Source organism: Phycicoccus sp. DTK01 (assembly GCF_017312765.1).
Lineage (GTDB): Bacteria > Actinomycetota > Actinomycetes > Actinomycetales > Dermatophilaceae > Phycicoccus > Phycicoccus jejuensis.
Genome location: NZ_BOPU01000005.1, coordinates 177285 through 199493 on the forward strand (window position 1 = coordinate 177285; position 22209 = coordinate 199493).

Below are 22209 nucleotides of genomic sequence, written 5' to 3' on the forward strand. Positions count from 1 at the left end.
CCCTCTGGAAGGTGGACCGACATGGACCGGGACCGGATGTGCGAGATCGTCGACGGCGTGCGCGCGCGAGGTGGCGGTGACGTCGACCGGATGGCGGTCGAGCTGTTCGACACCCTCTGTGGGCTGGGCGCCGACGAGGTCGTCGCCTTCCATCGCGAGTGCGGGCGCCAGCACCGGCGGATGTTCGTCCACCCGCTCTGGTGCGCGGGCGACTTCGCCATCGGCCCGCTCGGCGACGACCTCTTCGCGGACCTGCGCACGCACCTGCTCTTCCGCGGTCTCGAGGTCGTCGACGAGGTGCTCGCGGACCCCGACGCCCTCGCCGGGTACCTGCCGGCCGACCTCGACGAGGTCCGCCTCGCGCACGAGCTCGCGGCCGCGACGCCCGACGCGTACCAGTACCTCACCGGAGTCGACCTCTACGAGGCGTACCCCCGGCTCGCCGCGTCCGACCTGCCCGACGGGCACCCCCTCGGCGCCGTCCTCGACCCGGCGCGGTACGCGGAGGTGCTGCCCCGGCTGGCCCGCTGGCGGCGTCGGCGGACACCGTCGGGCTCCCGGCGGCACGGTGGCTTCTGAGCCGCCGCGGCTCGGGCGTCCCCTGCGGTGGTCATGCGACGCGATGGGGCTGCTGTGGCCGGTGGGACGTCTGAGCCGGTACCCTCCGACCCCGGTCAAGAGCACCCTCGCGCGTGTGCGACCATGAACGGCATGCGAGTTGACCACGTCGTCTACGCGGCCGAGCACGATGGCGTGCACGCGACGGCCGAGCGTCTCGCGAAGCTGATCGGCGTCGAGCCGGTCGACGGGGGAGTCCACCCGCGCTTCGGGACGCGCAACGTCATCCTGCCGCTCGCCCACGAGCGGTACGTCGAGGTCGTCGAGGTCCTCGACCACCCCGCCAGTGACAAGGCGCCCTTCGGGCAGGTCGTCCGGGCGCGCTCCCAGGCCGGCGGTGGCTGGCTCGGTTGGGTCGTCCGCGTCGACGACATCGCCGAGCAGGAGCAGCGCCTCGGCCGCGAGGCCGTCAACGGCAACCGGCACCGCCCCGACGGGGTCGAGCTGCGCTGGCGCCAGCTCGGGGTCAAGGGCCTGCAGGCCGACCCCCAGCTCCCCTTCTTCATCACGTGGGAGGAGGGCACGCCGCACCCCTCCGAGGACGCCGACACCGAGGTGACCATCGAGTCGCTGACGATCGCCGGTGACCCCGACCGCGTGCGCGACTGGCTCGGCCTGCCCGCCGACTACACCTCGTCGGTCATCGAGTTCTCCTTCGTGGCGCCGCACGGCACCCCCGGGCTCATGGCCGTCACGTTCGACACCCCGCAGGGCGAGGTCGTCGTCTGACGCCCCGCACCCCGCGACGACGAGGCCCCCGCCGGACCATCCGGCGGGGGCCTCGTCACGTCCTCGGGCCGACTTCTTGCGAGTTCCGCCGCCCGGCACACCGCGGGGCGGCGGAGAGCATCCGACTGATTGCGAGTTGCGCCGCTCGACACACCGCGGGGCGGCGCGTCGAGCGGCGGAACTCGCAGTCGGTGGGGAGGGACGGGTCAGCCGCGGGGGGTCCAGCGGCGCAGGCGCAGGCTGTTGGTCACGACGAGGACGCTCGAGGCGGCCATCGCGGCGCCGGCGACCATCGGGCTGAGCACCCCGGCGACGGCGAGCGGGATCGCCGCGACGTTGTAGCCGAACGCCCACCCGAGGTTCTGGCGGATGGTCCGCAGGGTCGCCCGCGAGAGGTCCATCGCGTCGACGACGGCCGGCAGCTCCGAGCGCAGGAGGACGATGTCGGCGGCGTCGGCCGCGACGTCGGTGCCGCTGCCCATCGCGATGCCGAGGTCGGCCTGCGCGAGCGCCGCCGCGTCGTTGACGCCGTCGCCGACCATCGCGACGACCCGCCCGCGGCGCTGGAGGTCGGCGACCATCGCGTGCTTGTCCTCGGGCCGGACGTCGGCGACGACGCGTCCGACGGGGATGCCCACGTCGCGGGCCACGGTGAGCGCGGCCCGGTCGTGGTCGCCGGTCAGGAGGTAGCAGACCAGCCCCGACTCGTCGAGCGCGCGCACGGCCCGCCCGGAGCTGCGCCGCACGGTGTCGGCGACGGTCAGCGAGGCCCGGGCCCGGCCGTCCCACCCGACCCAGACGCAGGTGCCCTCGGCGGCGGGGGTCGCGATCTCGCGCGGCACCTCGTCGAAGAGGTCGGCCCGGCCGACGACGACCTCGGTGCCCTTGATGCGGGCCCGCGCGCCGGCGCCGGGGAGCGCCTCGAAGTCGGAGGCCTCCGGCACGCCGAGTGCGCGGGAGCGGGCGGCCGCCACGACGGCCCGCGCCACCGGGTGCTCGCTGCCCTGCTCGACGGCCGCGGCGGCCCGCAGCGCCTGGTCCTTCGGCAGCCGGCCGGCGGTCGCGACGTCGACGAGCGTCATCTCGCCCGAGGTGACGGTGCCGGTCTTGTCGAGGACGACGGTGTCGATGCGCCGGGTGTCCTCGAGCACCTCGGCGCCCTTGATGAGGATGCCCATCCGCGCACCGCGGCCGGTGCCGACGAGCAGGGCCGTCGGCGTCGCGAGGCCGAGCGCGCAGGGGCAGGCGATGACGAGCACCGAGATGGCGACCTCGAGCGCGCGGGCGGGGTCGCCGGACCCCAGCCACCAGCCGACGAAGGTGAGCGCCGCGACGGCGAGCACGACCGGCACGAAGACCGCCGACACACGGTCGGCCAGGCGCTGCACCGGCGCCTTGCTCGTCTGCGCGCGCTCGACCATCCGCGTGATGCCCGCCAGCGTCGTCTCGGCGCCGACGCGCGTGGCCTCGACGACGAGGCGGCCGGTGGTGTTGACGGTGCCGCCGGTGACCTCGGCGCCCGGCGCGACGTCGACCGGCACCGACTCGCCGGTGACGAGCGAGGCGTCGACGGCGCTGCGCCCGTCGCGGACGACGCCGTCGGTGGCGACCTTCTCGCCGGGGCGGACGACGAAGCGGTCGCCGACGCCGAGCCGGTCGACGGGGACGCGCTCCTCGACGGTGGCCCCGGAGGCGGTGTCGGTGCGCAGCACCGCGACGTCCTTGGCGCCGAGGTCGAGCAGGCCGCGCAGCGCGTCGCGGGTGCGGTCGGTCGCGCGCGCCTCCATCCACCGGCCGACGAGGAGGAAGGTCGTGACGACGGTCGCGGTCTCGAACCAGACGTGCGCGCCGTCGCCGTCCATCCCGCCGGCGCGGCCGGTCACCACGACGACGAGGGACGAGAGGTAGGCCGCGAGGACGCCGAGCGAGACGAGGGTGTCCATCGTCGAGGCGCCGTGCCGGGCGTTGAGCGCGGCGGCCCGGTGGAACGGCCAGCCGGCCCACGCGACGACGGGGGTCGCGAGGACGAGCTGCACCCAGGGCGAGGCCGTGAAGTGCAGGCCGGGGACCATCGCGAGGACGACGACGGGGACGGTGAGGAGGGCGGCGACCTCGGCGCGCCGGCGCAGGTCGTCCTGGCGGGAGACCTGGTGGCGGGCCGCCGGCGCGACGGCGCGCTCGACCGCGGCGCCCGCGTCCGGGGCGGGTGACGCCGGGGCGTCGGTGGACGCGCCGTCGGCGGTGGTGGCGTCGGCGGCTGCGGTCGCGGCATCGGCATCGGCGGCCGGGGCGTCGCCGAGCACCTCGGCGCCGTACCCGGTGCGCTGCACGGTCGCGACGATGTCGGCGACGGTCAGCGGCCCGGTCCAGCGGACGGTGGCCTTCTCGGTCGCGAGGTTGACGACGGCGTCGACCCCGTCGAGGCGGCCGAGCTTCTTCTCGATGCGCGCCGAGCACGACGCGCAGGTCATCCCGGAGATCGCGAGGTCGACCTCGCGGACCTCGTCGGCGGGGCGGTCGGCGGTCTGGGTCATCTCAGCTCCTCACGAGGCGCGTGACGGCGGCGATGACCTCGTCGACCTTCTCGGTCGCGGCCTCGTCGGACTCGCGTGCGGCGTCGACGACGCAGTGGGCGACGTGCTCCTCGAGCAGGCCGAGGCTCACGGCCTGCAGCGCGCGGGTCACGGCGCTCACCTGGGTGAGGACGTCGATGCAGTAGGTGTCGTTCTCGACCATCCGGGCGATGCCCCGCACCTGGCCCTCGATGCGCTTGAGGCGGCGCAGGTGGGCGTCCTTGGTCTCGGAGTAGCCGGGGACGACCGGGTCGGCCGCGGGGGAGGTGGTCATGCGTCGATGATACCCCCATGGGGTATTAGGCGACCATCCGGGGGCCGCCGCCCGGGTCAGCCGAGGTGCTCCTTGACGAGCTTCTTCGGCGCCCTGGTCGCCCACGCGTCGGTGATGATCTCGGCGAGCTCGAGGTAGTCCAGCCGCCCGAGGTCTCGCTCGCGGACGAGGACGGCGTCGTAGCCGTCGAAGTGCGGTGTCGTGAACCAGGGCTCGCCGAGCTGGAGGATCGACTCCTTGTCGTCCGGGCCGGGCACGACGATGCAGATGACGTCGTCCATCCGCTCACCGGTGTCGGGGTCGACCGCGTCCTTGCGCGGCCCCCGCCAGGTGACGAAGCCCTTGCCGCGCACCGCGTAGGACGGGTGGGTGTCGGTGCCCTCGCGCGTGACGTCGGGCAGGGCCATCGCGATGCCGTCGACGTCGTCGCGGTCGACGGGACGCGGGTCGGTGCTGGACACGGCCCCACCCTCCCACGCCGGGCGTCCCGCGCTCCACCGCGAAAGTGTGTGAAACCGCCGGGCGACACCGGCGGGTTCACACGCGTTCGCGGAGAGGGGGAGGCGGAGGGGGCGGTCAGTCGCGCGGCGGGGCGACGATCTCGAGCGGGGCGCCCCAGCCGTCGTAGGTGATGGTGACCCTCGAGTCCCCCATCGTCGCGTTCGCGTCGCGCAGCAGGCCGTCCTCGTCGACCCGGACGATGTAGGTGACCGTGTCGGGCGACCCGGGCTGCGTCACCATCCCGAGCGTCGCCCAGGCGGCGTCCGCCCGCACGGCGACGGCGTAGGTGGTCAGGGTGTGGCTCTCGACCACCTCCGTCCTGCCCCGCGTCACTGACCGGACGCCGTCCTGCCACGCCCGGACGTGGTGCGACGGGCCGGCGGCCTCGAGTCCCTCCGGGCGTTCGTCGACCTCCGTCCACGGCGACCCGAGCGGCTCCTCGTCCTGGGTCCACACGACGTCGTCGATGACGACGACGTTGAGCGACTGCTCCGCGTCCCGCAGGAGGACCCGCTGTGCACCGGTCAAGAGCAGGAGGTCGGCGTTGAGGAACTCGTAGTCCGAGTCGACCACGACGTTCACCGAGTCCTGCCCCTCGACCTTCTCCAGGAGCCCACCGAGGAACGCCTCGGCGTCGACCGGCCCCGGCGCCGGGGTGGCCGACGTGGACGCAGCGGTACGCGACGCCGCCGGCGCGGTGGTCGGGGCGGTCGCGCCTCCGGCCGGGGTGCCGGTGCACGCACCCAGCGTCATCGCGCCGCCGACCGCCACGAGGACGAGAACGGTCCGACCGCGCCACGAGGCGCGACGGAGCTCAGCGGTGGACCCACCCACGATGCAACCCCCTGGACGACTGGGCGCAGTCTCCCACCGCGAACGCGTGTGAACCCGCCGGTCGGCACCGGCGTGTTCACACGCGTTCGCGGGAGGAAGGGGGTGAAGGAGGGGGCGGGGGCAGGGGGCGGGGGCAGGGGGCGGGCAGCGTCAGAGGGTGCGGGTGAGGAAGGTGCTGTGGCGGTCGGGGCGGTAGTCGCCGAAGGGCTCGCAGTCGACGAACCCGTGCGCGCGGTAGAGGCCGCGCGCCGGCGCGAAGACGTCGCCGGAGCCGGTCTCCAGGCTGACCCGCGTCGCACCGGCCGCGCGCGCCTGCTCCAGGGCGTGGTCGAGCAGCCGCCGCCCGAGGCCGGAGCCGCGCAGCGAGGGCGCGACCCGCATCGTCTTCAGCTCGAGGTGGCCGCCACCGAGGTCCTTGAGCGCCACCGACCCGACGAGCGCGCCCGCCGACTCGGCCACCCACAGCCGCACGGCGGGGTCGCGGAACTGCTCCAGCGAGAGCGCGTGGCGGCTGCACGCCGGCGCGGTGGGCTCCATCTCGGCGAGGTGCTCGGCGACCAGCACGGCCAGCCGCGGGTCCTCGAGCCGCGCCGGGACGATGGCCACCGCCGCCGTGCTCACGGCAGGTGCCGCACCAGGGTGGGGGCGAGGCCGACGTAGGTCGCCGGCGTCATCGCGGCGAGGCGCTCCTCGACGTCGGCGGGCAGCCCGAGGCCGCGGACGAACGCGACGAGGTCGTCCTGGCCGATGCGGCGGCCGCGGGTCAGCTCCTTGAGCCGCTCGTACGGCTCCTCCATCCCCGGCACGCCGCGGGCGCCGAGCGCGCGCATCGCGGACTGCACCGGCTCTCCGAGGACCTCCCAGTTGGCGTCGAGGTCGGCGGCCATCGCGGCCGGCACGGCGTCGAGGCCGTCGAGCCCCCGGTGCGCGTTGTCGATGGCGAGGAGGCTGTGCCCGAACGCGGTGCCGATGTTGCGCTGCATCGAGGAGTCGGTGAGGTCGCGCTGCAGGCGGCTCTGGACGAGCGTCGAGGCGAGCACGTCGAGCAGGGCGTTCGAGACCTCGAGGTTGGCCTCGGCGTTCTCGAAGCGGATCGGGTTGACCTTGTGGGGCATCGTGCTCGACCCGACGGTGCCCTGACCGCGCACCTGGGCGAAGTAGCCCATCGAGATGTACGTCCACACGTCCGTGCACATGTTGTGCAGGACGCGGTTGAAGCGCGCGACGTCGGCGTAGAGCTCGGCCTGCCAGTCGTGGCTCTCGATCTGGGTCGTCAGCGGGTTCCACGTGAGGCCGAGGTGCTCGACGAAGGTCCGGCTGATGTCCTCCCAGTCGGCCTCGGGCACCGCGGCGAGGTGGGCGCCGTAGGTGCCGGTGGCACCGTTCAGCTTGCCGAGGTACTCGGCGTCCTCGATGCGGCGCAGCTGGCGGCGCAGGCGCCACGCGAGGACGGCGAGCTCCTTGCCCATCGTCGTCGGGGTCGCCGGCTGGCCGTGGGTGTGCGCGAGCAGCGGCACGTCGGCGAGCTCGGTGGCCATCGACGTCAGCTGCTCGACGAGGGCGGTCGCCCGCGGCAGCCAGACCTGCCGCACCGCGCCCTGGACCATGACGCTGTACGAGAGGTTGTTGATGTCCTCGCTCGTGCAGCAGAAGTGGATGAGCTCGGCGAGGCCGGCGTCCTCCTTGGCGGGCGCGATGTCGCGCAGCCGCGCCTTGAGGAAGTACTCGACCGCCTTGACGTCGTGCTGCGTCACCCGCTCCGTGGCCGACATCTCGTCGATCTCGTCGGCGCCGAAGGTCGTGACGACGGCCCGCAGCCGGGCCTTCTCGTCGTCGGTGAGGCGGCGCACGCCGGGCACGACCTCGCGGTCGGTCAGGTGCAGCAGCCACTCGACCTCGACGTGCACGCGGGCGCGGTTGAGCGCCGGCTCCGACAGGTGGTCGACGAGCCCGGCGACGACCCCGCGGTACCGGCCGTCGAGCGCCCCGAGCGCGATGGGCGGGGCGACGTCGACGAGGGACTGGGCGGCGTGGAGCCCGGACGCGACCGGGGGCGTGCTCGACATGGCCCCCATCCTCCCAGAGCGCGCGCGGGCGTCGTCCCCGGCGTCCGGGCGCCGCCCGCTGCCGGGTCGGCGGTCAGGCGTCGAGGGCGCGGCGGACGTGCTCGACGATGCCCGGCACGGCGGCGCGGATCTCGTCGTAGGTCTGCTCGTACTCGGCGTCGCCGCCGTACCAGGGGTCGTCCATCCCGAGCTCGCCGACGGCCACGGCGTCCGGGTCGAAGGAGCGCACCAGCCGGACCTTCGCGGCGTCGTCCTCGTCGCGGGCCAGGCGGCCGAGGCGTTCGGCGTGCGGGTGGTCGGCGGCGAGGACGAGGTCGGTGTCGTCGAACCAGTCGGCGCGGAACTGCCGGGCGCGGTGGGCCGACCAGCCGACGTCGGGATGGCCGTGCCGGCGCAGCGTGGCGATGGTCTGCGGGTGCGCCGGGTTGCCGAGCTCCTCGGCGGAGGTGCCGGCCGAGTCGACCTCGACGCGGTCGCCGAGGCCGGCGTCGTCGAACGCCTCGCGCAGGAGCATCTCGGCCATCGGCGAGCGGCAGATGTTGCCGTGGCAGACGACGGTGACGCGGTAGGGGTGGTCGCTGGCGCTCATGCCCCCATCATCGCCGGGCTCCGTGCGGGTGCGGCGCCCGCCCCGGCCGGTCGTCAGGAGATGTCGAACCAGCCCGGTGCGGCGGCGGTGAAGTCCTCGGCGGTCATCGACCCCGCACCCGCGGGGATGCGTCCCCAGAGCGGCGCCCCGGTGACGCGCGGGAGGTCGACGAGGTTCTCGGTCTCGGCGAGCCCGGGGTCGGCCGGCCACGAGCCGACGACGACCCCGATGAGCGGCAGCGAGCGGGCGGCGAGCGCCTCGGCGGTGAGCTGGGCGGTGCTGAGCACGCCCAGGCCCGGCGACGCCACGAGCACCACCCCGCACGAGACGCCCTTGTAGCGCAGGGCGGTGCCGAGGTCGGCGAGCGTGCCGCCGCGGGAGTCGAGACGCACGAGCAGGCCGCCCGCGCCCTCGACGATGGTGACGTGGGCCTGCGCCGCGAGCTCGCCGATCTGCTTGGCGTGCAGGGCGACCGGCGGAAGCGTCACGCCCTCGCGGCGGGCCGCGGCCTCCGGGGAGAGCGGGTCGCGCAGCCGGAGGAGCTCGTGCGTCACGAGGTCGGTGCCGACGAGCCGGCGCACCGCGTCCACGTCACCGGGGTCGCCCGGGCCGACGCCGGTCTGGGTGGGCTTGACGACCTGCACCTCGGAGCCCCGCCCGCGGACCAGGGCCGCGAGGGCGGCGGTGGCGACGGTCTTGCCGACGTCGGTGCCGGTGCCGGTGACGAGGACGACGGAGGGGAGTGCGCGCGGGTCGCTCACTGCTCGCGCCCGGGGACGATCTCGGCGAGGACGGCTGCGGCACGGTCGAGGTCGTGCGCCGTGTGGTGGGCGTGCGCGGTGAGGCGCAGCCGCGACGTGCCGTCGGGGGTCGAGGGCGGGCGGAACGCGCCGACGCGCACCCCGAGCGCGAGCGCCCGCTCGACGGCCTCGACCGTCTCGTGCGGCCCGGGCATCGGCACGGACATGACGGCCCCGGTCGGCGCCTCGACCCCGACGGCCTCGGCGAGGCGGGCGGCGTTGGCGTGCAGGCGGGCCGGCAGCTCGGGATGGTCGCGCAGGACCTCGAGCGCGGCGAGCGCCGCGCCGGCCGCCGCCGGGGCGAGGCCGGTGTCGTAGACGAACGGCCGGGCCGTGTTGACGAGGTGCTCACGGACCTCGGGGGCGGCGAGGACCGCTCCGCCCTGGGAGGCCAGCGACTTCGAGAGGGTCGTCGTGACGACGACGTGCTCGGCGCCCATCGACCCGGAGGCCGCCACGAGCCCGGCGCCGCCCGGCCCGACGACCCCGAGCGCGTGGGCCTCGTCGATGACGAGCAGGGCGCCGGCCTCGGCGGTCAGCGCGACGAGGTCCTCGACGGGCGCGACGTCACCGAGCACGGAGTAGACCGACTCCGCGACGACGACCGCGCGCGGGGTGTCACGGCGGGCCAGGAGCTCGGCGACGTGCTCGAGGTCGTTGTGCCGCGAGACCGTCACGGCGGCCCGGGCGAGGCGGCAGCCGTCGATGAGCGAGGCGTGGGCGTGCTCGTCGCTGACGACGAGGGAGCCGGCGTCGGCGAGGGTCGTGAGGACCGAGAGGTTGGCCGCGTAGCCGCTGGAGAGGACGAGGGCCGAGGGGGCGCCCGTCATGGCGACGAGCGAGGCCTCGAGCTGCTCGTGGACGTCGAGCGTGCCCGTGACGAGCCGGGAGGCGCCGGCGCCGGTGCCGTAGGTCTCGACGGCGGCGACGGCCCCGGCGACGACGGCGGGGTGGTGCCGCAGGCCGAGGTAGTCGTTGCCCGCGAGGTCGAGGACGTCGCGCGCCTTGGTCGTCACGAGACGCCGGGTCAGCCCCACGGCGTCGCGGGCCGCGGCGGCGTCCCTGATCCAGTCCAGCGGGCTGCTCATCCCTCGATCCTGCCATGCCCGGCCGCCGGCACTTGTGACAAGTCCTTGACACAAGTGCCGCGAGCAGTCATCCTCCTTGTGTCAAGCATCCGGTACAAGCAAAGGAGGCGACCGTGCTCGTCAGCATCCTCGCCCTGCCGCTCGCGCTCGTCGCCTTCGGCGTCGCCCTGGCGCGTCGCCACGTCGTCACCGTCGGGGTCAACGAGCACGCCGAGGTCGTCCGCATCGCCGACCGCACCCGAGGATGGCGGCTCGTCGGCCTCGCCCTGGGGCTCGTCGGCGGCGGGCTGCTGCTCGGCCTCGGGCAGCGGGTCGACGCGCTCGGCCGGCTGACGGCGCTCGCCCCGGCGGCCGTCGGCGCCGGGGTGCTGCTCGGCACGGTCGTCGGCGAGCTGACGGCACGGCCCTCCGTCGGGGTCCGGCGCACCGCGGTCGTCGAGACGCGGACCGTGCGTTCGGTGCTGCCGCGGGGGCGGGCGACCCTCCTCGCGCTCGCCACCGTGGCGCTCGGCGGGGTCCTCGCCGCCGGCGCCGCCTGGGGCTCACCGGACGATCTCGGCCGCGCGGGTCGCGCCCTCTCCGAGCGGTGCACGCTGCTCGTCGACGGGGTCGCGACGCAGGTGGCGGGCTCGCGCGGGCCGTGGCCCGGGTCGTTCTACGCCCTGCCGCTCGCGGCGACGTCCGGCGTCCTCGCGCTGCTGACGGTGCTCGCCCTGCGGGCGGTCGTCCGTCGGCCCTGCCCCGACCCGCACGGCCTCGGCCTGGACTCGGTGCTGCGCCGGTGGTCGGCCGGGACGGTCCTCACCGCCGCGCTCTTCGCGGTGCTCGGCACCCTCGGGCCGGTCGCCTCGCTCATGGTCGCGCCGCTCGCCGACCTCGACTGCGGCACCCCCGCCCAGGCCGTCGGCCGCTGGGTCGTCACCGTCCTCGGCCCGCTCGCGCTCGTCGGGGCGGCCGCCGCGCTCGGGGCGTTGCTCGTCACGCCGCGCGTGCGCGTCGAGGACCTGCCCCGCCCGCTGCCGGGGGACGCGTCACCGGTCGGGGCCCCGCGGCGATGACGCTGCAGTCCGTCACGGTCGACGTCCTCGACCCGACACCGCCCTACGAGCAGCTCCGGCGCCAGCTGGCCGACCTCGTCGGTTCCGGCGTGCTGGCGCCGGGCGACCGCCTGCCCCCGGTGCGGCAGCTGGCCGCCGACCTCGGGCTCTCGCCGGGCACGGTCGCCCGCACCTACCGGGAGCTGGAGCAGTCCGGTCACGTCCGCTCGCGCCGGGGCGGGGGGACCCGCGTGGCGCCGCACCCCCCGACCACCTCGACCCCCGAGCAGGCCCTCGAGGAGGCCGCGCGCGCCTACCTCGAGCGGGCCCGCGTCCTCGGTCTCGGCCCCGCCGAGGCCGCCGCGGCCCTCGACCGCGTCACCCCCCGCTGACCCAGCCCCACCCGCCCCACCTTTTCGGGGTCACCCCGAAATGTCCACGAGACCCCGGCTCGGAGCCGGGGTCTCGTGGACGAACCCTTGTGTCGGGGCTCTGCCTCAGCCGGTGAACACCCGCAGGCCGCGCGGCGTGCCGATGCCGCTCGGGGCGTCGTAGCCCTTCACGCCGCGGCAGAGGTAGTCGCCGCCGCAGAAGCCGTTCGTGCCGCCGACGACGTCGTTGACGAAGGCGGTGCGTCCGTACAGCGCGCTCGTCCGCACGGTCCGGCCGGCACGGGCCGCCCCGACCATCCCCGCGACGAGCGGCGCGGACGTGCTCGTGCCGCCGAGGACCACCCAGTCCGGGCCGAAGGGGTTCTCCCACGTGTCGTAGACGGCGACGCCGGTCTGCGGGTCGGCGACCGCCGAGATGTCCGAGACCGTGCGCATCGCGCAGTGCGTGTCCTTCTGGCCGGCCGGCTTGGGGAACCACGCCGAGCACCCGCTGCCCGCGAACTCCCAGACCCGCTCGGACCAGCCCCGGGCACTGGTGCTGCGGCGCAGCGACGTCCCCCCGACCGCGATGACGTCCGGCAGCGCCGCCGGGAAGCTCGCCGTCGTGAAGCCCCAGTCGCCCGAGGAGACGACACTGATCATCCGGTCGCTGCGGTAGGGGCGCTTCACCGTGAGCGCGAAACCGGACTCGTCGGCGCCGTAGCTGTGCGACGCGACGCTCGCGCCGAGGCGACGGGCCGTCTCGGTCGCGGCGGCGAGGTTCTCGAGCGACGGGTCGTCGGCCGTGACGAGGAGGATGCGGCAGGTCGGGCAGGCGGCCGAGACCATCTGGACGTCCATCGAGCCCTCGAGCGCCCACCCGGGGTCGCCCGCCGGGAGCGGCGCGGCGCGGCCCTGCTGGTTGACCTTGCGGAAGCAGCCGGTCGACGAGCGGCACGGCGGCAGCTTGTACGTCGCGCGGTAGACGGCGAGGTCGGCCTCGGCGTGGGGCACGTCACCGGCGATGAGTACGGCGACCGTGGCCGTGCTGCCCGTCGCGGGGAGCCCGTAGGCCTTGCGCAGCTGGTCGGCGCCGTAGCCCGGCGGGCGGGTGGCCGCGGTGGCGAGGGCGCCGGTGCCCCGCGCCCCCACGAGGCGGTCGGTCGCGGCGCTCGCAGCGAGCCCGGCCTGGCGGGTGACGCGGTCGACGCGGCCCTTGGCGAGGCACCGTGCCTTACCCGGACGTGGTGTCGCGCAGGCGTTCTCGACCACCGCGGGCGCGGTGAGCGTCACGTCCGCCGTGGCGGGCGACGGGTCGAGCGGAGCCGCGCTCGTCGGGGCGGCCACGAGGGTCGCGCCGACGACGGCGGTGGCGAGGAGGGCGCCCGTGGCCCGCAGGACGCGGCGGCCGGGACGGGGGGAGGCAGTGCGCTGACGGTTCATCGTGGTCTCCAAGGTCTCAGCGCACGGTCCACGCGCGGGTGATGGTCTGGGTGACGGTGCTGCTCGCCGAGTCGTTGGCACGGACGCGCAGGTCGGCGGTGCCGGCCGAGCGCGGGACGCGCAGGTCGAGGGCGAACGTGGTCGGCCCGGTACGGGTCCACGGCACCGTCGTCCACGGCCCCGAGCCGTACCTCACGTCGACGGCCAGGCTCGTCACGCGGGCCGTCGACAGGTAGGGCGTCAGGGTGAGGGTGCCGGTGTGCCGGCCGGGGAGCACGGTGCCGTCGTCCCCGATCCGGAGGTCGTAGCGCGGCTCCAGCATCGAGAGCGCGCTGCACGGCCCCACGCCGTCGAGGCAGTACTCGGCGGGCACGGTGCCCCGCGCGGTCCGCGGGACCTGCCAGGTCGTCGTGGTCGTCGAGTCCGCGAAGCCGAGGCGCCGCATCCGCTCGCGGTGCTGGATGACGACGGGCGCCGTGCCCTTCGGCAGCTCGACGAGGTCGACCATCGGACCGTCGGACTCCCGGAGCACCCGCCCCGCGGTCGAGACCGACCACCGGACGCGCGACGGGTCGTCGACCAGGCCCCAGTGCGCGGGGTCGTTGTCGGAGAACGACGGCACGCCGAGGAACAGGTGGCCGTCCTGGAGGCACGCGCCGCACACCGGGAAGGTCGGGCTCGGTCGGGCGATGCTCGGGTGCGACGGCCGCTGGTTCCACACCTCGGAGTGCGAGGTGCCGGGGACGATGGGCCGCTCGGCGGACGTGAGGTACTCCGAGCCGACGTTGCTCTCCCAGTCGTAGGCGGCCGTGTACGACGCCGACACCGTGAGGCCCGCGCTGCCGCCACTCCACACCGTCGTCCGGGCGGGGGCCGGCCGGAAGAAGCCGATCCCGATGCCGCTGCCGTTCGGGAGGGTGATGCCGTGCTCGATGAGTGCGTCCATGCCGCTGCGTGCCGTGCTGCCGCGGTACCGGTGCGTGACCTGCATCAGCTCCGACGGCTTCGGGTCGAGGGTGATGTCGGCGGGCAGGGCGTCGGCGAATGCGGCGCCGAGGTCGTACTGGTACGCCGGGGCCGCGGCGTGTCCGCGCTCGGTCGAGATGGAGGTGTAGGCGCTGTCCAGGGAGCCGTGGACCACCGAGCCGGCCGGCACCGGGGAGTAGCGCACCGGCTGGCCGTCGAAGGAGATCACTCCGAGGGCGAACGAGCCGGCGCCCTTCGCGTCGAGGCGGTTGACGTCCAGGGCGGTGAAGACGGTGTCGGTCGGCTGCGGGGTCCGCGTGCGCGCCTGGGCCGTGGCGGCGCGGGTGTCGAGCCGCAGCGTCGTCGGGCCGGTGACGAGGGACTCGGGCTGCACGACGAGCCCGCTCGAGGTCTCGTCGCCGAACAGCGCGGCCAGCTGGTAGTGGCCGGCCGGGACGCTGAGGCGGGCTTCGCCGCCCACCGTGAACCCGGCGGTGAAGGCCTTGCGCATGTCGTCGACGTTGGTGAGGATCACGAGCCCCTCGACCGGGGTGCTGCCGTCGCCCAGCCGGATCTTCACGGTGTGCATCGGGAAGGTCGGGCGGACGGTCGGCGAGGCGGCGGTGATGCCGGCGACGCCGCGGAACACCGATGCGGCGGAGCGTGTCCGCAGGGCCTTCGCGAGCGCGGCCGACGACTCGGCGGTGACCACCCCGGTGGCCGTGCGCCCGGAGCGCTTCGTGATGCTCACGCCCGGGACCGCGGTCGGGGTCGAGGTGGAGTCGTACGTGACGGTGACCGGCGTCTGCGCCGGCTTGGTGGCGAGGGTGCGGGCGTCGAAGAGGGAGAGGTCGAGGCGGCCGACGAGGGGGCGGACCGCCGACGGCACGACGTACGTGTGGTCGGTCGTCCGCACGACCGAGAAGGACGAGCGCGACCCCGGGCTGCGGGTGACCGTGAGCGGCCGCCCGGCCCCGGGCAGCGTGACGACGTCACCGGTGATGAGGCGGACCCGCTGCGCCGCCGAGAACGCCGAGGCGTCGACGGCCGGGCTCGCGGTGGCGTTGCGTGGCGCGACCGTCGGTGGCGGTGCGGCGTCGGCCGGGATCGTCAGGCCGGCCGCCGCGAGGGCCGCGACGGCGGCGACGGACGCGGCGCGAACCGCGGTGGAGATGGGTGGACGGCGCATGCTGTTCTCACCTTCAGGAGTCCCCGGCACTGCTGTGGTGAGCGATGTCTACTCGGTATGCGCGCGGCTCCACAAGAGTCTTGCGAGAACTCGCAACCGCGCCCGTCGGCCCTCAGCCGTGGACGTCCGCGACGGCACCGACGAGGCCGCCCGTCAGGGTGGCCAGGTCCGCGTCGGAGGTGACGTAGGGAGGCATCGTGTAGACGAGGTCGCGGAACGGCCTCACCCAGACGCCGCGGGCGACCGCCGCGGCGGTGACCTCGGGGACGCGTACCGGCTCGCGCAGCTGGACGACGCCGACGGCGCCGAGGACCCGCACGTCGGCGACCGCGTCCAGCGTTGTCGCAGAGGCGAGCCCGTCGCGCAGGCCGGCCTCGAGGCGCGCGACCTCGGCCTCCGTGTCGCGTCGGGCGAGGAGGTCGAGGTTGGCGACCGCGACCGCGCAGGCGAGAGGGTTGGCCATGAACGTCGGGCCGTGCATGAGCCCTCCGGCGGCGCCCCGGCTGACCCCCTCGGCGACCTCGCGGGTGCAGAGCACCGCCGCCAGCGTGAGGTACCCGCCGGTCAGCGCCTTGCCGACGCAGAGGATGTCCGGGGTCGTGGTCACGCGGTCGCCGGCCCAGCGCGGGCCGGTGCGGTGGAAGCCGGTCGCGATCTCGTCGTGGATGACGAGGGCGCCGTGCTCGCGCGCCAGCCCGTGCAGCACCTCGAGGACCCGCGGTGGGTAGACGTGCATGCCTCCGGCGCCCTGGAGGACCGGCTCGAGGATGACCGCGGCGATGTCGGCAGCGTTGCGCGCGAACACTTCTCGCGTGGTGGTCTCCCACGCGACGAGGGCGGGGTCGTCCGCGGCGAGGTCGATCCCGCCGGGCGGGCGCGGGGCGAAGACGTGCTCGGGCAGGACGCCGCGGAAGAGCGCGTGCATCCCGCCGTCGGGGTCGGTGACGGACATCGGCGAGAAGGTGTCGCCGTGGTAGCCGCCGCGGACGGTGAGGAAGCGCGTGCGTGGGCGGCCGGAGGCGAGCTGGTACTGGAGCGCGGCCTTCATCGCGACCTCGACCGAGACCGACCCGGAGTCGGCGAGGAAGACGTGCTCGAGCCCGGTGGGCGAGAGGGCCAGCAGGCGCCGGGACAGCTCGACGGCCGGCTCGTGGGTCAGGCCGCCGAACATCACGTGGGCCATGCGGCCGAGCTGCTCGGTGACCGCGGCGTCGAGCTCGGGCACGCGGTAGCCGTGGACCGCGCACCACCAGGAGCTCATCGCGTCGACGACCTCGTGCGCGTCGCCCGCGGCGTCACGCAGGCGCAGGCGCACGCCCTCGGCGGACTCGACGACGTACGGGTCGGTGGGCGTCAGCGCGGAGGAGTAGGGGTGCCACACGTGCGCGCGGTCGAAGGCGCGCAGGGCGGCGAGGGCGGCGGCATCCATCGCGGCCCATCATGCCCGGCGGTTCGTGCGGCCCCATCACGGCGAACACGTATGAGCTCGCCGGAGGGCACCGGCGTGCTCACACGCGTTCGCGGGAGGGCCTGCGGGGGTGGCGTCGCCTCAGGCGGCGTCGCGGGCGCGCTCGACCTTGGCCGCGAGCGAGCGGACGAGGTCGCGCAGGGCGGCGTCGAGCTCGGCGTCGGCCAGGCGGCCCTCCTCGAAGGCCTGGAAGGCGGAGCCCACGCCCACGGTGTCCTCGAGGACGTCGGCGCCGGCGACCGTGAGGACCTTGACGCCCTCCTCGCGGGCCCACTGGGCGGCGCGCGGCGAGCCGCTCGCACCGAGGACGGCGGCGGGCTTGCCGGCGACGGCCGCGGCGCCGCGGGGGCGCGAGACCCAGTCGACGGCGTTCTTCAGCGCGCTCGGGAGGGAGCCGTTGTACTCGGGGGTGACGAGCAGGAGCGCGTCGTGGTCGGCGACGGCGTCGCGCAGGTCGCGGGCGACCTCGGGCAGCGCGTCGTCGTGGTCGAGCTCCTCGGAGTAGTGCGGGAGGTCGGCGAGGCGCTCGAAGACGGTGGTGCGGACGCCGGAGGGCAGGTGGGCGACGGCGGCGTCGGCGAGCTGGCGGTTCGTGGAGCCGGCGCGCAGGCTGCCGACGAGGACGAGGACGTTCACGGTGGTGTTCTCCTGGTCGTGGCGATGGGCGGATCGGACGGGGCGATCGACGCTGATCAGGTCGTTGAACGCGCAACGACCCCCGGCTATTCCGCCCGGCCGCCCGTCAGCCCCAGGTCGTGCGCTCGACGCTGCCGTGGGCCACGCACGTCGCGGTCCACGCGGCCGGGGTGACCTGCACCTTCATCCGGCGACGGCAGTGCACGCAGAAACGCGGGGGGTCGAGCGCACCGCGGCGCTCGCACGCCGCGTGGTCGCCGTCGGCCAGCGCGAGCCCGCACTGGCCGCACCACGTGCCGGGCTCGTCGCCCCGCGCGACCGGCTCGTGCGCCCCGGCATCCGCGAACACCATCGGGGTCAGAACGTCTCGTTGAGCGCCTTGATCGGCATCTCGAGCTCGTCGAGGAGGGCGAGGTCCTCGCGGGGGTCGCGCCCCAGCGTCGTCAGGTAGTTGCCGACGATGACCGCGTTGATGCCGCCGAGCAGCCCGTCGCGCGTGCCGAGGTCGCCGAGGGTCAGCTCGCGGCCGCCGGCGTAGCGCAGGATCGTCCGCGGCAGCGCGAGGCGGAAGGCGGCGATGGTGCGCAGGGCGTCGCCGGTGCCCATCGGCTCGAGGTCGCCGAACGGGGTGCCGGGGCGGGGGTTGAGGAAGTTGAGCGGCACCTCGTGGGGCTCGAGCTCGCCGAGCTGCGCGGCGAGCTCGGCGCGCTGCTCGAGGGTCTCGCCCATCCCGACGAGCCCGCCGCAGCAGAGCTCCATCCCGGACTCCTTGACCATCCGGCAGGTGTCGAGCCGCTCGTCGAAGCTGTGCGTCGTCACGACCTGCGGGAAGTAGGAGCGCCCCGCCTCGAGGTTGTGGTTGTAGCGGTGCACCCCCATGTCGACGAGCTCGTCGACCTGCTCCTGCGTGAGCATCCCGAGCGAGGCGGCGACCTGGATGTCGACGGCGGCCCGGATGGCGGCGACGCCCTCGCGCATCTGCTCCATGAGCTTCGCGTCGGGGCCGCGGACGGCGGCGACGATGCAGAACTCGGTGGCCCCCGTGGCAGCGGTCTGCTTGGCCGCGCGCACGAGCTCGGGGATGTTGAGCCACACCGAGCGCACCGGGCTCGTGAACTGGCCGCTCTGAGAACAGAAGTGGCAGTCCTCGGGGCAGCCGCCGGTCTTGAGCGAGACGATGCCCTCGACCTCGACCGCGGGCCCCTGGTACTTCATCCGCACCTCGTGGGCGAGGGCGAGGAGGTCCTGGAGGCGCTCGTCGCCGGTGCGCAGGACCTCGAGCACCTGCTCCTGCGTCAGGGGGACGCCGCGCTCGAGCACCTGCTCGCGGGCGACGTCGAGGATGTCGGTGCCGGTGGCCTGTGCCGTCATGCGGGCGATTGTTGCAGCCGACGTCGCGTCGGGCGCGCCCCCGGGCCGGACGGACGGACCCCCGGCCGGCGCGCGCTGCACCGTCCGGGGGTCCGAGGAGCTCGTCCGAGGACCGGGATCAGCTGAGGAACTGGCCGAGCATCCCGCCCTGCTGGCCGCCGCCGCCCTGGTGGCCGCCGTCGACGACGTTCTCGCAGGGCTGCACGAGCACGTAGCCCTGGCCGCCGAAGGCCATCTGGAGCAGCTCGCCGGTGCCGCCGCGGATCATCGAGCCGAAACCGCCGGTGTCGACGCGGACGTCCATCGAGACGCCGGAGGTCCACAGGACGACGGCCTGGGCGTCGGCGAAGGTCGGGGAGGAGGCGACGTCGAGGGCGATGGGGTCGCCCTTGGTCGTCACCGCGACGTAGCCGGTGCCGCGCAGCGAGACGTTGTAGAGGCCGCCGGTCATCGCGGCACCGCGGGCCTGGATGCGGTGGATGTCCCACTGGATCGAGCTGGAGAACGCGAGGACGTTGTTGCCGTTGACCGAGATCATGTCGTTCTCGAGGTACATGACCTGGATCTCGGCGGCCTCGTCGGCGACGAAGAGCTCGCCCTGGCCGGAGCACTCCATCATCTTGACGCCCTCGCCGGTCATCGCCGCCTTGAACATCTTGCCCATGCCGCCCGAGCCCTTGTTCGCGAAGCGGACGTCGCCCTGGTAGGCGACCATCGAGCCGGTCTTCGCCTGGACGGGCCCGTAGCGCATGTCGATGCGCAGGAGCTTCTTGTTCTGGAGGGAGAACGGGTCCTGGCTCTCCTTCTCGCGAAAGTCCTGGAACAAGGAGCCGTGGATCGTCATCGTGCCGCCTTCTCGTGTCGTCGGGGACGGCGTCCCCGCTGTCGTCAACGCTAGAAGAGACGAGGGGGTCGGCACTATGGTTCCGGGGAGTCCCGAGGGTCAGGTCAGGGAGGTCCCGGATGAGCTTCTTCGAGCGGGCGAAGGCGGCGGCGAGCGACCTCGCCGCCAAGGCCGACGTCGCGATGTCCAACGCCGGCGTCAACGTCCCGGGGATGGGGGGCGACCGCGCGCTGCGCGACCTGGGGGTGCTGGCGTGGCTCGAGGCCACCGGCCGCCCCGTCGACGCCGCCGACCGCGAGCGGGTGATGGCGACGCTGCGCGAGCTGGAGACCGCCGGGCGGCTCGGGCCGCTCACGGTGACGCCTGCGCAGCCCTACGGGGCACCGCCGCCCCCGCCCGGGGCCGGTGGTCCCCCGCCGCCCCCGCCCGGGGCGGGTGCGCCACCGCCTCCGCCGCCGGCGCCCGGGGCCGGTGCGCCCCCACCGCCCCCGCCGGGTGGGGTCTCGCCCGCGGGGGACGCGCCCGCCGGCCCGCCGCCGGGCGCCGCCCCGGACCCGAGGCCGCCGCTGCCCGACACCGACGAGCAGCCCCCGTCGTCCTCCACGCCGCCGCCCCCGCCGCCCCCCAGCTGGGCCTGAGCGGGGCGGTCGCGGCGGTCCCGCGTCCCGCCCGCCCGCGCCCGCGCCGCGCCCCGCTCGCGCATCACGACGGCGAGGTTCCTGAGAACGCGGGTGCGTGGTGTGCTCTCCCGACATCCATGCTCCGCGGAAGGTTTACCTTCCCCTCGCAACCACACGGTTGAGTCGCGGAAGGTCTACCTTTCGCGGCGCAAGGGATCCCTTGCCGGGTGGAAGGGAAACCTTCCGCGGGGCAAGGAGTCTCGTGGGTGGGTCCGACGATGGTTGCGCGCGGAAGGTAAACCTTCCGGAGCGCCAGGAGGCTGGGAGCACACACCTCCGGGGGCGGCGGCGACCGCCCGGTCGCCGATGGGCGGGCGCCGGTCAGGCCCGCCGACGGGCAGCGTCGAGGAGCCCACGGAGCACCGCGGCCTCGGCCGCGGGACGCTCGCCGTCCGCAGGGCGCCCCAGGGCCCGCAGCCGGTCGGCCGCCGCGACCCGCTCCGCCACCTCCTGCTCGACCACCGCTCGCACCTCGTCCTCGGAGAGCTCCCGCCGCGGGACGTCCGCCGCTCCCACCCCGAGGGCCGCCTCCTCCATCGCACCCGCCCGCGGGCGGTCGCCCGACGGGACGGCCTCGGCGTTACCCAGCGCGGCGAGGGCCGAGCGCAGGGCCGAGACGGTGACCGCGTCCCGGGCCCGCATCGCCGGCACGAGGCCGGCCGACAGGGCCGCCCGCAGGTCGCCCGGCGCCGCCTCGCCGGTCACGACCAGGCCGCCACGAGGAGCGCCAGCGGCGCAGTGAGGGCCACCGCCGCGATGGCGTAGGCGGCCGCGGCCAGGCGGGGGTGCGGCCCCAGCGCGAGCAGCTGCATCCGGACCGGCGCCGACGTGCCCGCGCCCATCGCCTCGTCGGGGTAGCGGCTCTGGGCAATGGCCACGAGGGCACGCGCCGTCGCCACCTCCCCGCTGCGACGCACGGCGGCCCGGTCGGCCAGCGCCTCGACGAGCAGCCGCACCTCGGTCAGCGCCCGGTGCGAGCGCAGCGCCGACGGCACCGACTCGTGGAGCACGGTGAAGAACTCCAGCAGCAGGTCGTGCCGGGCCCGCAGGTGCGCCTTCTCGTGCGCGACGACGGCCGCGAGCTGCTCCTCGGGGAGGGTGTCGAGCACGCCCTGCGACAGCACGACCCGCGACGAGCGCCCGGGGATGCAGTACGCCGTCGCGGTGGGGTGCTGCAGGACGCGCAGGCCGTCCCGGTCGTGCTCGGCGACGATGTCGACGATCTCGCGGTGCCGCGCCCGGGCCGCCCGGATGCGGGTGCCGACCCGGTGCCCCGACACGAGCACCCGGACGATGAGGGCGGCGCTCACGCACGCGGCGACGACGACGAGCGCCGGGTGCTGACGCAGGTCGTCAGCTCCCGCGAAGAGCGGCAGCGCGGCGGGCGCCACGAAGAGCGCGGCGAGCACCCCGCCGAGCGAGACCGCCTGCCAGGCCACGAGCGCGGCCCGCGGCGCACGCCGGAAGCGCGGCTGGCGGGCGAGCAGCCCGGGCGCCACCCACACGAGGGCGACGGCCAGCCCGGCGAGGACGAGCGGGAGCACGACCCCATGGTGGCAGGGGAGCCACCCCCGCGTCAGCCCGCCGCGGGCAGCGTCACCTCGGGCGCCCGGGCGCCCGGAGGGCGCAGCGCGGGGAAGGGCGGCAGGAGGGTCGTGGGGCCGGGCGAGGGGAGGTCGGTCTGCGCGGGGTCAGCGGCGCAGCCGGCCGCGTAGACCCCGCGGGCTGCTCGCCCTCTCCTCGGCCTTGGCCTCGACCTCGGCGAGCACCGCCTTGATGTCGGCGATCTCCTCCGAGCTCGCGCCGTCGAAGAAGTGCAGGAGGGCGGCCCGGCGGTCGGTGACCTCCATGTCGTCGAGGGTGCGCCGCATCGTCTGCGCGGTGAGGGCCTCGCGGGAGTCGGCGGGGAAGTAGCGCCAGGCGCGGCCCTCCCGCACGCGCGTCACGAGCTCCTTCTTCGCGAGCCGGTCGAGCACGGTCATCACGGTCGTGTAGGCGATCTCGCGGTCGCGCTCGAGGATCTCGAAGACCTCGCGGACGGTCGCGCCGTCGGTGTGGCCGGCCTCCCAGAGGCGCTCCATGACCACGCGCTCGAGGTCGCCGAGTCGGGGTGCGGAGGTCGAGTGCGGCAT

General features: G+C 75.2%; 24 protein-coding genes. 5 read left to right on the forward strand and 19 right to left on the reverse strand.

The genetic code is table 11. From position 1 onward, the window contains the following. The first annotated feature begins 21 nt into the window (after positions 1 to 21). Together J3473_RS12730 and J3473_RS12735 are read left to right on the forward strand one after the other, a co-directional pair. Positions 22 to 579, forward strand: coding sequence for a DUF4240 domain-containing protein (locus J3473_RS12730; RefSeq protein ID WP_207023970.1), 558 nt, complete (start codon positions 22 to 24; stop codon positions 577 to 579). Between the two features lie 132 nt (positions 580 to 711). Beyond that, the gene (locus tag J3473_RS12735) at positions 712 to 1347 is read left to right on the forward strand and encodes a VOC family protein (protein ID WP_030527091.1); all 636 of its coding nucleotides are present in this window, start codon (positions 712 to 714) and stop codon (positions 1345 to 1347) included. A 206-nt stretch (positions 1348 to 1553) separates the two neighbouring features. On the opposite strand, the gene J3473_RS12740 is transcribed toward J3473_RS12735, so the two are convergent. From J3473_RS12740 to J3473_RS12780, 9 genes are all read right to left on the reverse strand, one after another. Further along, a complete protein-coding gene (locus tag J3473_RS12740) occupies positions 1554 to 3881 on the reverse strand; it encodes a cation-translocating P-type ATPase (RefSeq protein ID WP_207023973.1) in 2328 nt (775 codons plus the stop codon). Between the two features lies 1 nt (position 3882). After that, positions 3883 to 4194: a metal-sensitive transcriptional regulator gene (locus tag J3473_RS12745; RefSeq protein WP_207023975.1), complete on the reverse strand. Its 312-nt coding sequence runs from the start codon at positions 4192 to 4194 to the stop codon at positions 3883 to 3885. Positions 4195 to 4250: 56 nt separating this feature from the next. Further along, complete coding sequence (locus tag J3473_RS12750; RefSeq protein ID WP_030527088.1) at positions 4251 to 4655, reverse strand: hypothetical protein; 405 nt, start codon at positions 4653 to 4655, stop codon at positions 4251 to 4253. A gap of 115 nt (positions 4656 to 4770) precedes the next feature. Then, positions 4771 to 5529, reverse strand: a complete 759-nt coding sequence (locus tag J3473_RS12755) for a hypothetical protein (protein ID WP_207023977.1) — start codon at positions 5527 to 5529, stop codon at positions 4771 to 4773. A 150-nt stretch (positions 5530 to 5679) separates the two neighbouring features. After that, on the reverse strand, positions 5680 to 6150 hold the full coding sequence (locus tag J3473_RS12760) for a GNAT family N-acetyltransferase (RefSeq protein WP_242525848.1): 471 nt from the start codon (positions 6148 to 6150) through the stop codon (positions 5680 to 5682). Further along, entirely contained in the window at positions 6147 to 7595 is a 1449-nt protein-coding gene (gene purB, locus J3473_RS12765) for an adenylosuccinate lyase (RefSeq protein ID WP_207023979.1), read from the reverse strand. The genes J3473_RS12760 and purB overlap by 4 nt, the downstream gene beginning before the upstream one ends. A 73-nt stretch (positions 7596 to 7668) precedes the next feature. Continuing rightward, a complete protein-coding gene (locus J3473_RS12770) occupies positions 7669 to 8184 on the reverse strand; it encodes a low molecular weight protein-tyrosine-phosphatase (protein WP_207023981.1) in 516 nt (171 codons plus the stop codon). A 53-nt stretch (positions 8185 to 8237) separates the two neighbouring features. Next, positions 8238 to 8945, reverse strand: coding sequence for a dethiobiotin synthase (gene bioD / locus J3473_RS12775; protein WP_207023983.1), 708 nt, complete (start codon positions 8943 to 8945; stop codon positions 8238 to 8240). After that, positions 8942 to 10072, reverse strand: coding sequence for an 8-amino-7-oxononanoate synthase (locus J3473_RS12780; protein WP_030527082.1), 1131 nt, complete (start codon positions 10070 to 10072; stop codon positions 8942 to 8944). Before J3473_RS12780 ends, bioD begins: the two co-directional genes overlap by 4 nt. A 113-nt stretch (positions 10073 to 10185) precedes the next feature. Here J3473_RS12780 and J3473_RS12785 point away from each other — a divergent pair, with 113 nt between their 5' ends. Continuing rightward, entirely contained in the window at positions 10186 to 11130 is a 945-nt protein-coding gene (locus tag J3473_RS12785) for a hypothetical protein (RefSeq protein ID WP_207023985.1), read from the forward strand. Next, complete coding sequence (locus tag J3473_RS12790; RefSeq protein ID WP_207023987.1) at positions 11127 to 11501, forward strand: GntR family transcriptional regulator; 375 nt, start codon at positions 11127 to 11129, stop codon at positions 11499 to 11501. The genes J3473_RS12785 and J3473_RS12790 overlap by 4 nt, the downstream gene beginning before the upstream one ends. Before the next feature lie 105 nt (positions 11502 to 11606). On the opposite strand, the gene J3473_RS12795 is transcribed toward J3473_RS12790, so the two are convergent. The 7 genes from J3473_RS12795 to J3473_RS12825 all read right to left on the reverse strand — a co-directional run bounded on the left by J3473_RS12795 (position 11607) and on the right by J3473_RS12825 (position 19397). Next, positions 11607 to 12923 (reverse strand): S8 family serine peptidase, encoded by a 1317-nt coding sequence (locus J3473_RS12795; protein ID WP_207023989.1) that lies wholly within the window; start codon positions 12921 to 12923, stop codon positions 11607 to 11609. A gap of 16 nt (positions 12924 to 12939) precedes the next feature. Then, the gene (locus J3473_RS12800; RefSeq protein ID WP_207023991.1) at positions 12940 to 15078 is read right to left on the reverse strand and encodes a hypothetical protein; all 2139 of its coding nucleotides are present in this window, start codon (positions 15076 to 15078) and stop codon (positions 12940 to 12942) included. Between the two features lie 112 nt (positions 15079 to 15190). After that, the gene (locus J3473_RS12805) at positions 15191 to 16507 is read right to left on the reverse strand and encodes an adenosylmethionine--8-amino-7-oxononanoate transaminase (RefSeq protein ID WP_207023993.1); all 1317 of its coding nucleotides are present in this window, start codon (positions 16505 to 16507) and stop codon (positions 15191 to 15193) included. Between the two features lie 120 nt (positions 16508 to 16627). Continuing rightward, positions 16628 to 17182, reverse strand: a complete 555-nt coding sequence (locus J3473_RS12810) for an NADPH-dependent FMN reductase (RefSeq protein WP_030527076.1) — start codon at positions 17180 to 17182, stop codon at positions 16628 to 16630. Positions 17183 to 17288: 106 nt separating this feature from the next. After that, positions 17289 to 17534: a hypothetical protein gene (locus J3473_RS12815; RefSeq protein WP_030527075.1), complete on the reverse strand. Its 246-nt coding sequence runs from the start codon at positions 17532 to 17534 to the stop codon at positions 17289 to 17291. 5 nt (positions 17535 to 17539) lie between these two features. After that, on the reverse strand, positions 17540 to 18553 hold the full coding sequence (bioB, locus tag J3473_RS12820) for a biotin synthase BioB (RefSeq protein WP_207023995.1): 1014 nt from the start codon (positions 18551 to 18553) through the stop codon (positions 17540 to 17542). A 118-nt stretch (positions 18554 to 18671) separates the two neighbouring features. After that, the gene (locus tag J3473_RS12825) at positions 18672 to 19397 is read right to left on the reverse strand and encodes an AIM24 family protein (protein WP_030527073.1); all 726 of its coding nucleotides are present in this window, start codon (positions 19395 to 19397) and stop codon (positions 18672 to 18674) included. Positions 19398 to 19516: 119 nt separating this feature from the next. On the opposite strand from J3473_RS12825, the gene J3473_RS19665 reads away from it, so the two are divergent. Continuing rightward, the gene (locus tag J3473_RS19665; protein ID WP_207023997.1) at positions 19517 to 20035 is read left to right on the forward strand and encodes a hypothetical protein; all 519 of its coding nucleotides are present in this window, start codon (positions 19517 to 19519) and stop codon (positions 20033 to 20035) included. Between the two features lie 363 nt (positions 20036 to 20398). On the opposite strand, the gene J3473_RS12835 is transcribed toward J3473_RS19665, so the two are convergent. The 3 genes from J3473_RS12835 to J3473_RS12845 form a co-directional block, all read right to left on the reverse strand. Continuing rightward, a complete protein-coding gene (locus J3473_RS12835; RefSeq protein ID WP_207023998.1) occupies positions 20399 to 20782 on the reverse strand; it encodes a hypothetical protein in 384 nt (127 codons plus the stop codon). Beyond that, entirely contained in the window at positions 20779 to 21621 is an 843-nt protein-coding gene (locus J3473_RS12840) for a M56 family metallopeptidase (RefSeq protein ID WP_207024000.1), read from the reverse strand. The genes J3473_RS12835 and J3473_RS12840 overlap by 4 nt, the downstream gene beginning before the upstream one ends. Before the next feature lie 147 nt (positions 21622 to 21768). Further along, a complete protein-coding gene (locus J3473_RS12845; protein ID WP_036829083.1) occupies positions 21769 to 22209 on the reverse strand; it encodes a BlaI/MecI/CopY family transcriptional regulator in 441 nt (146 codons plus the stop codon).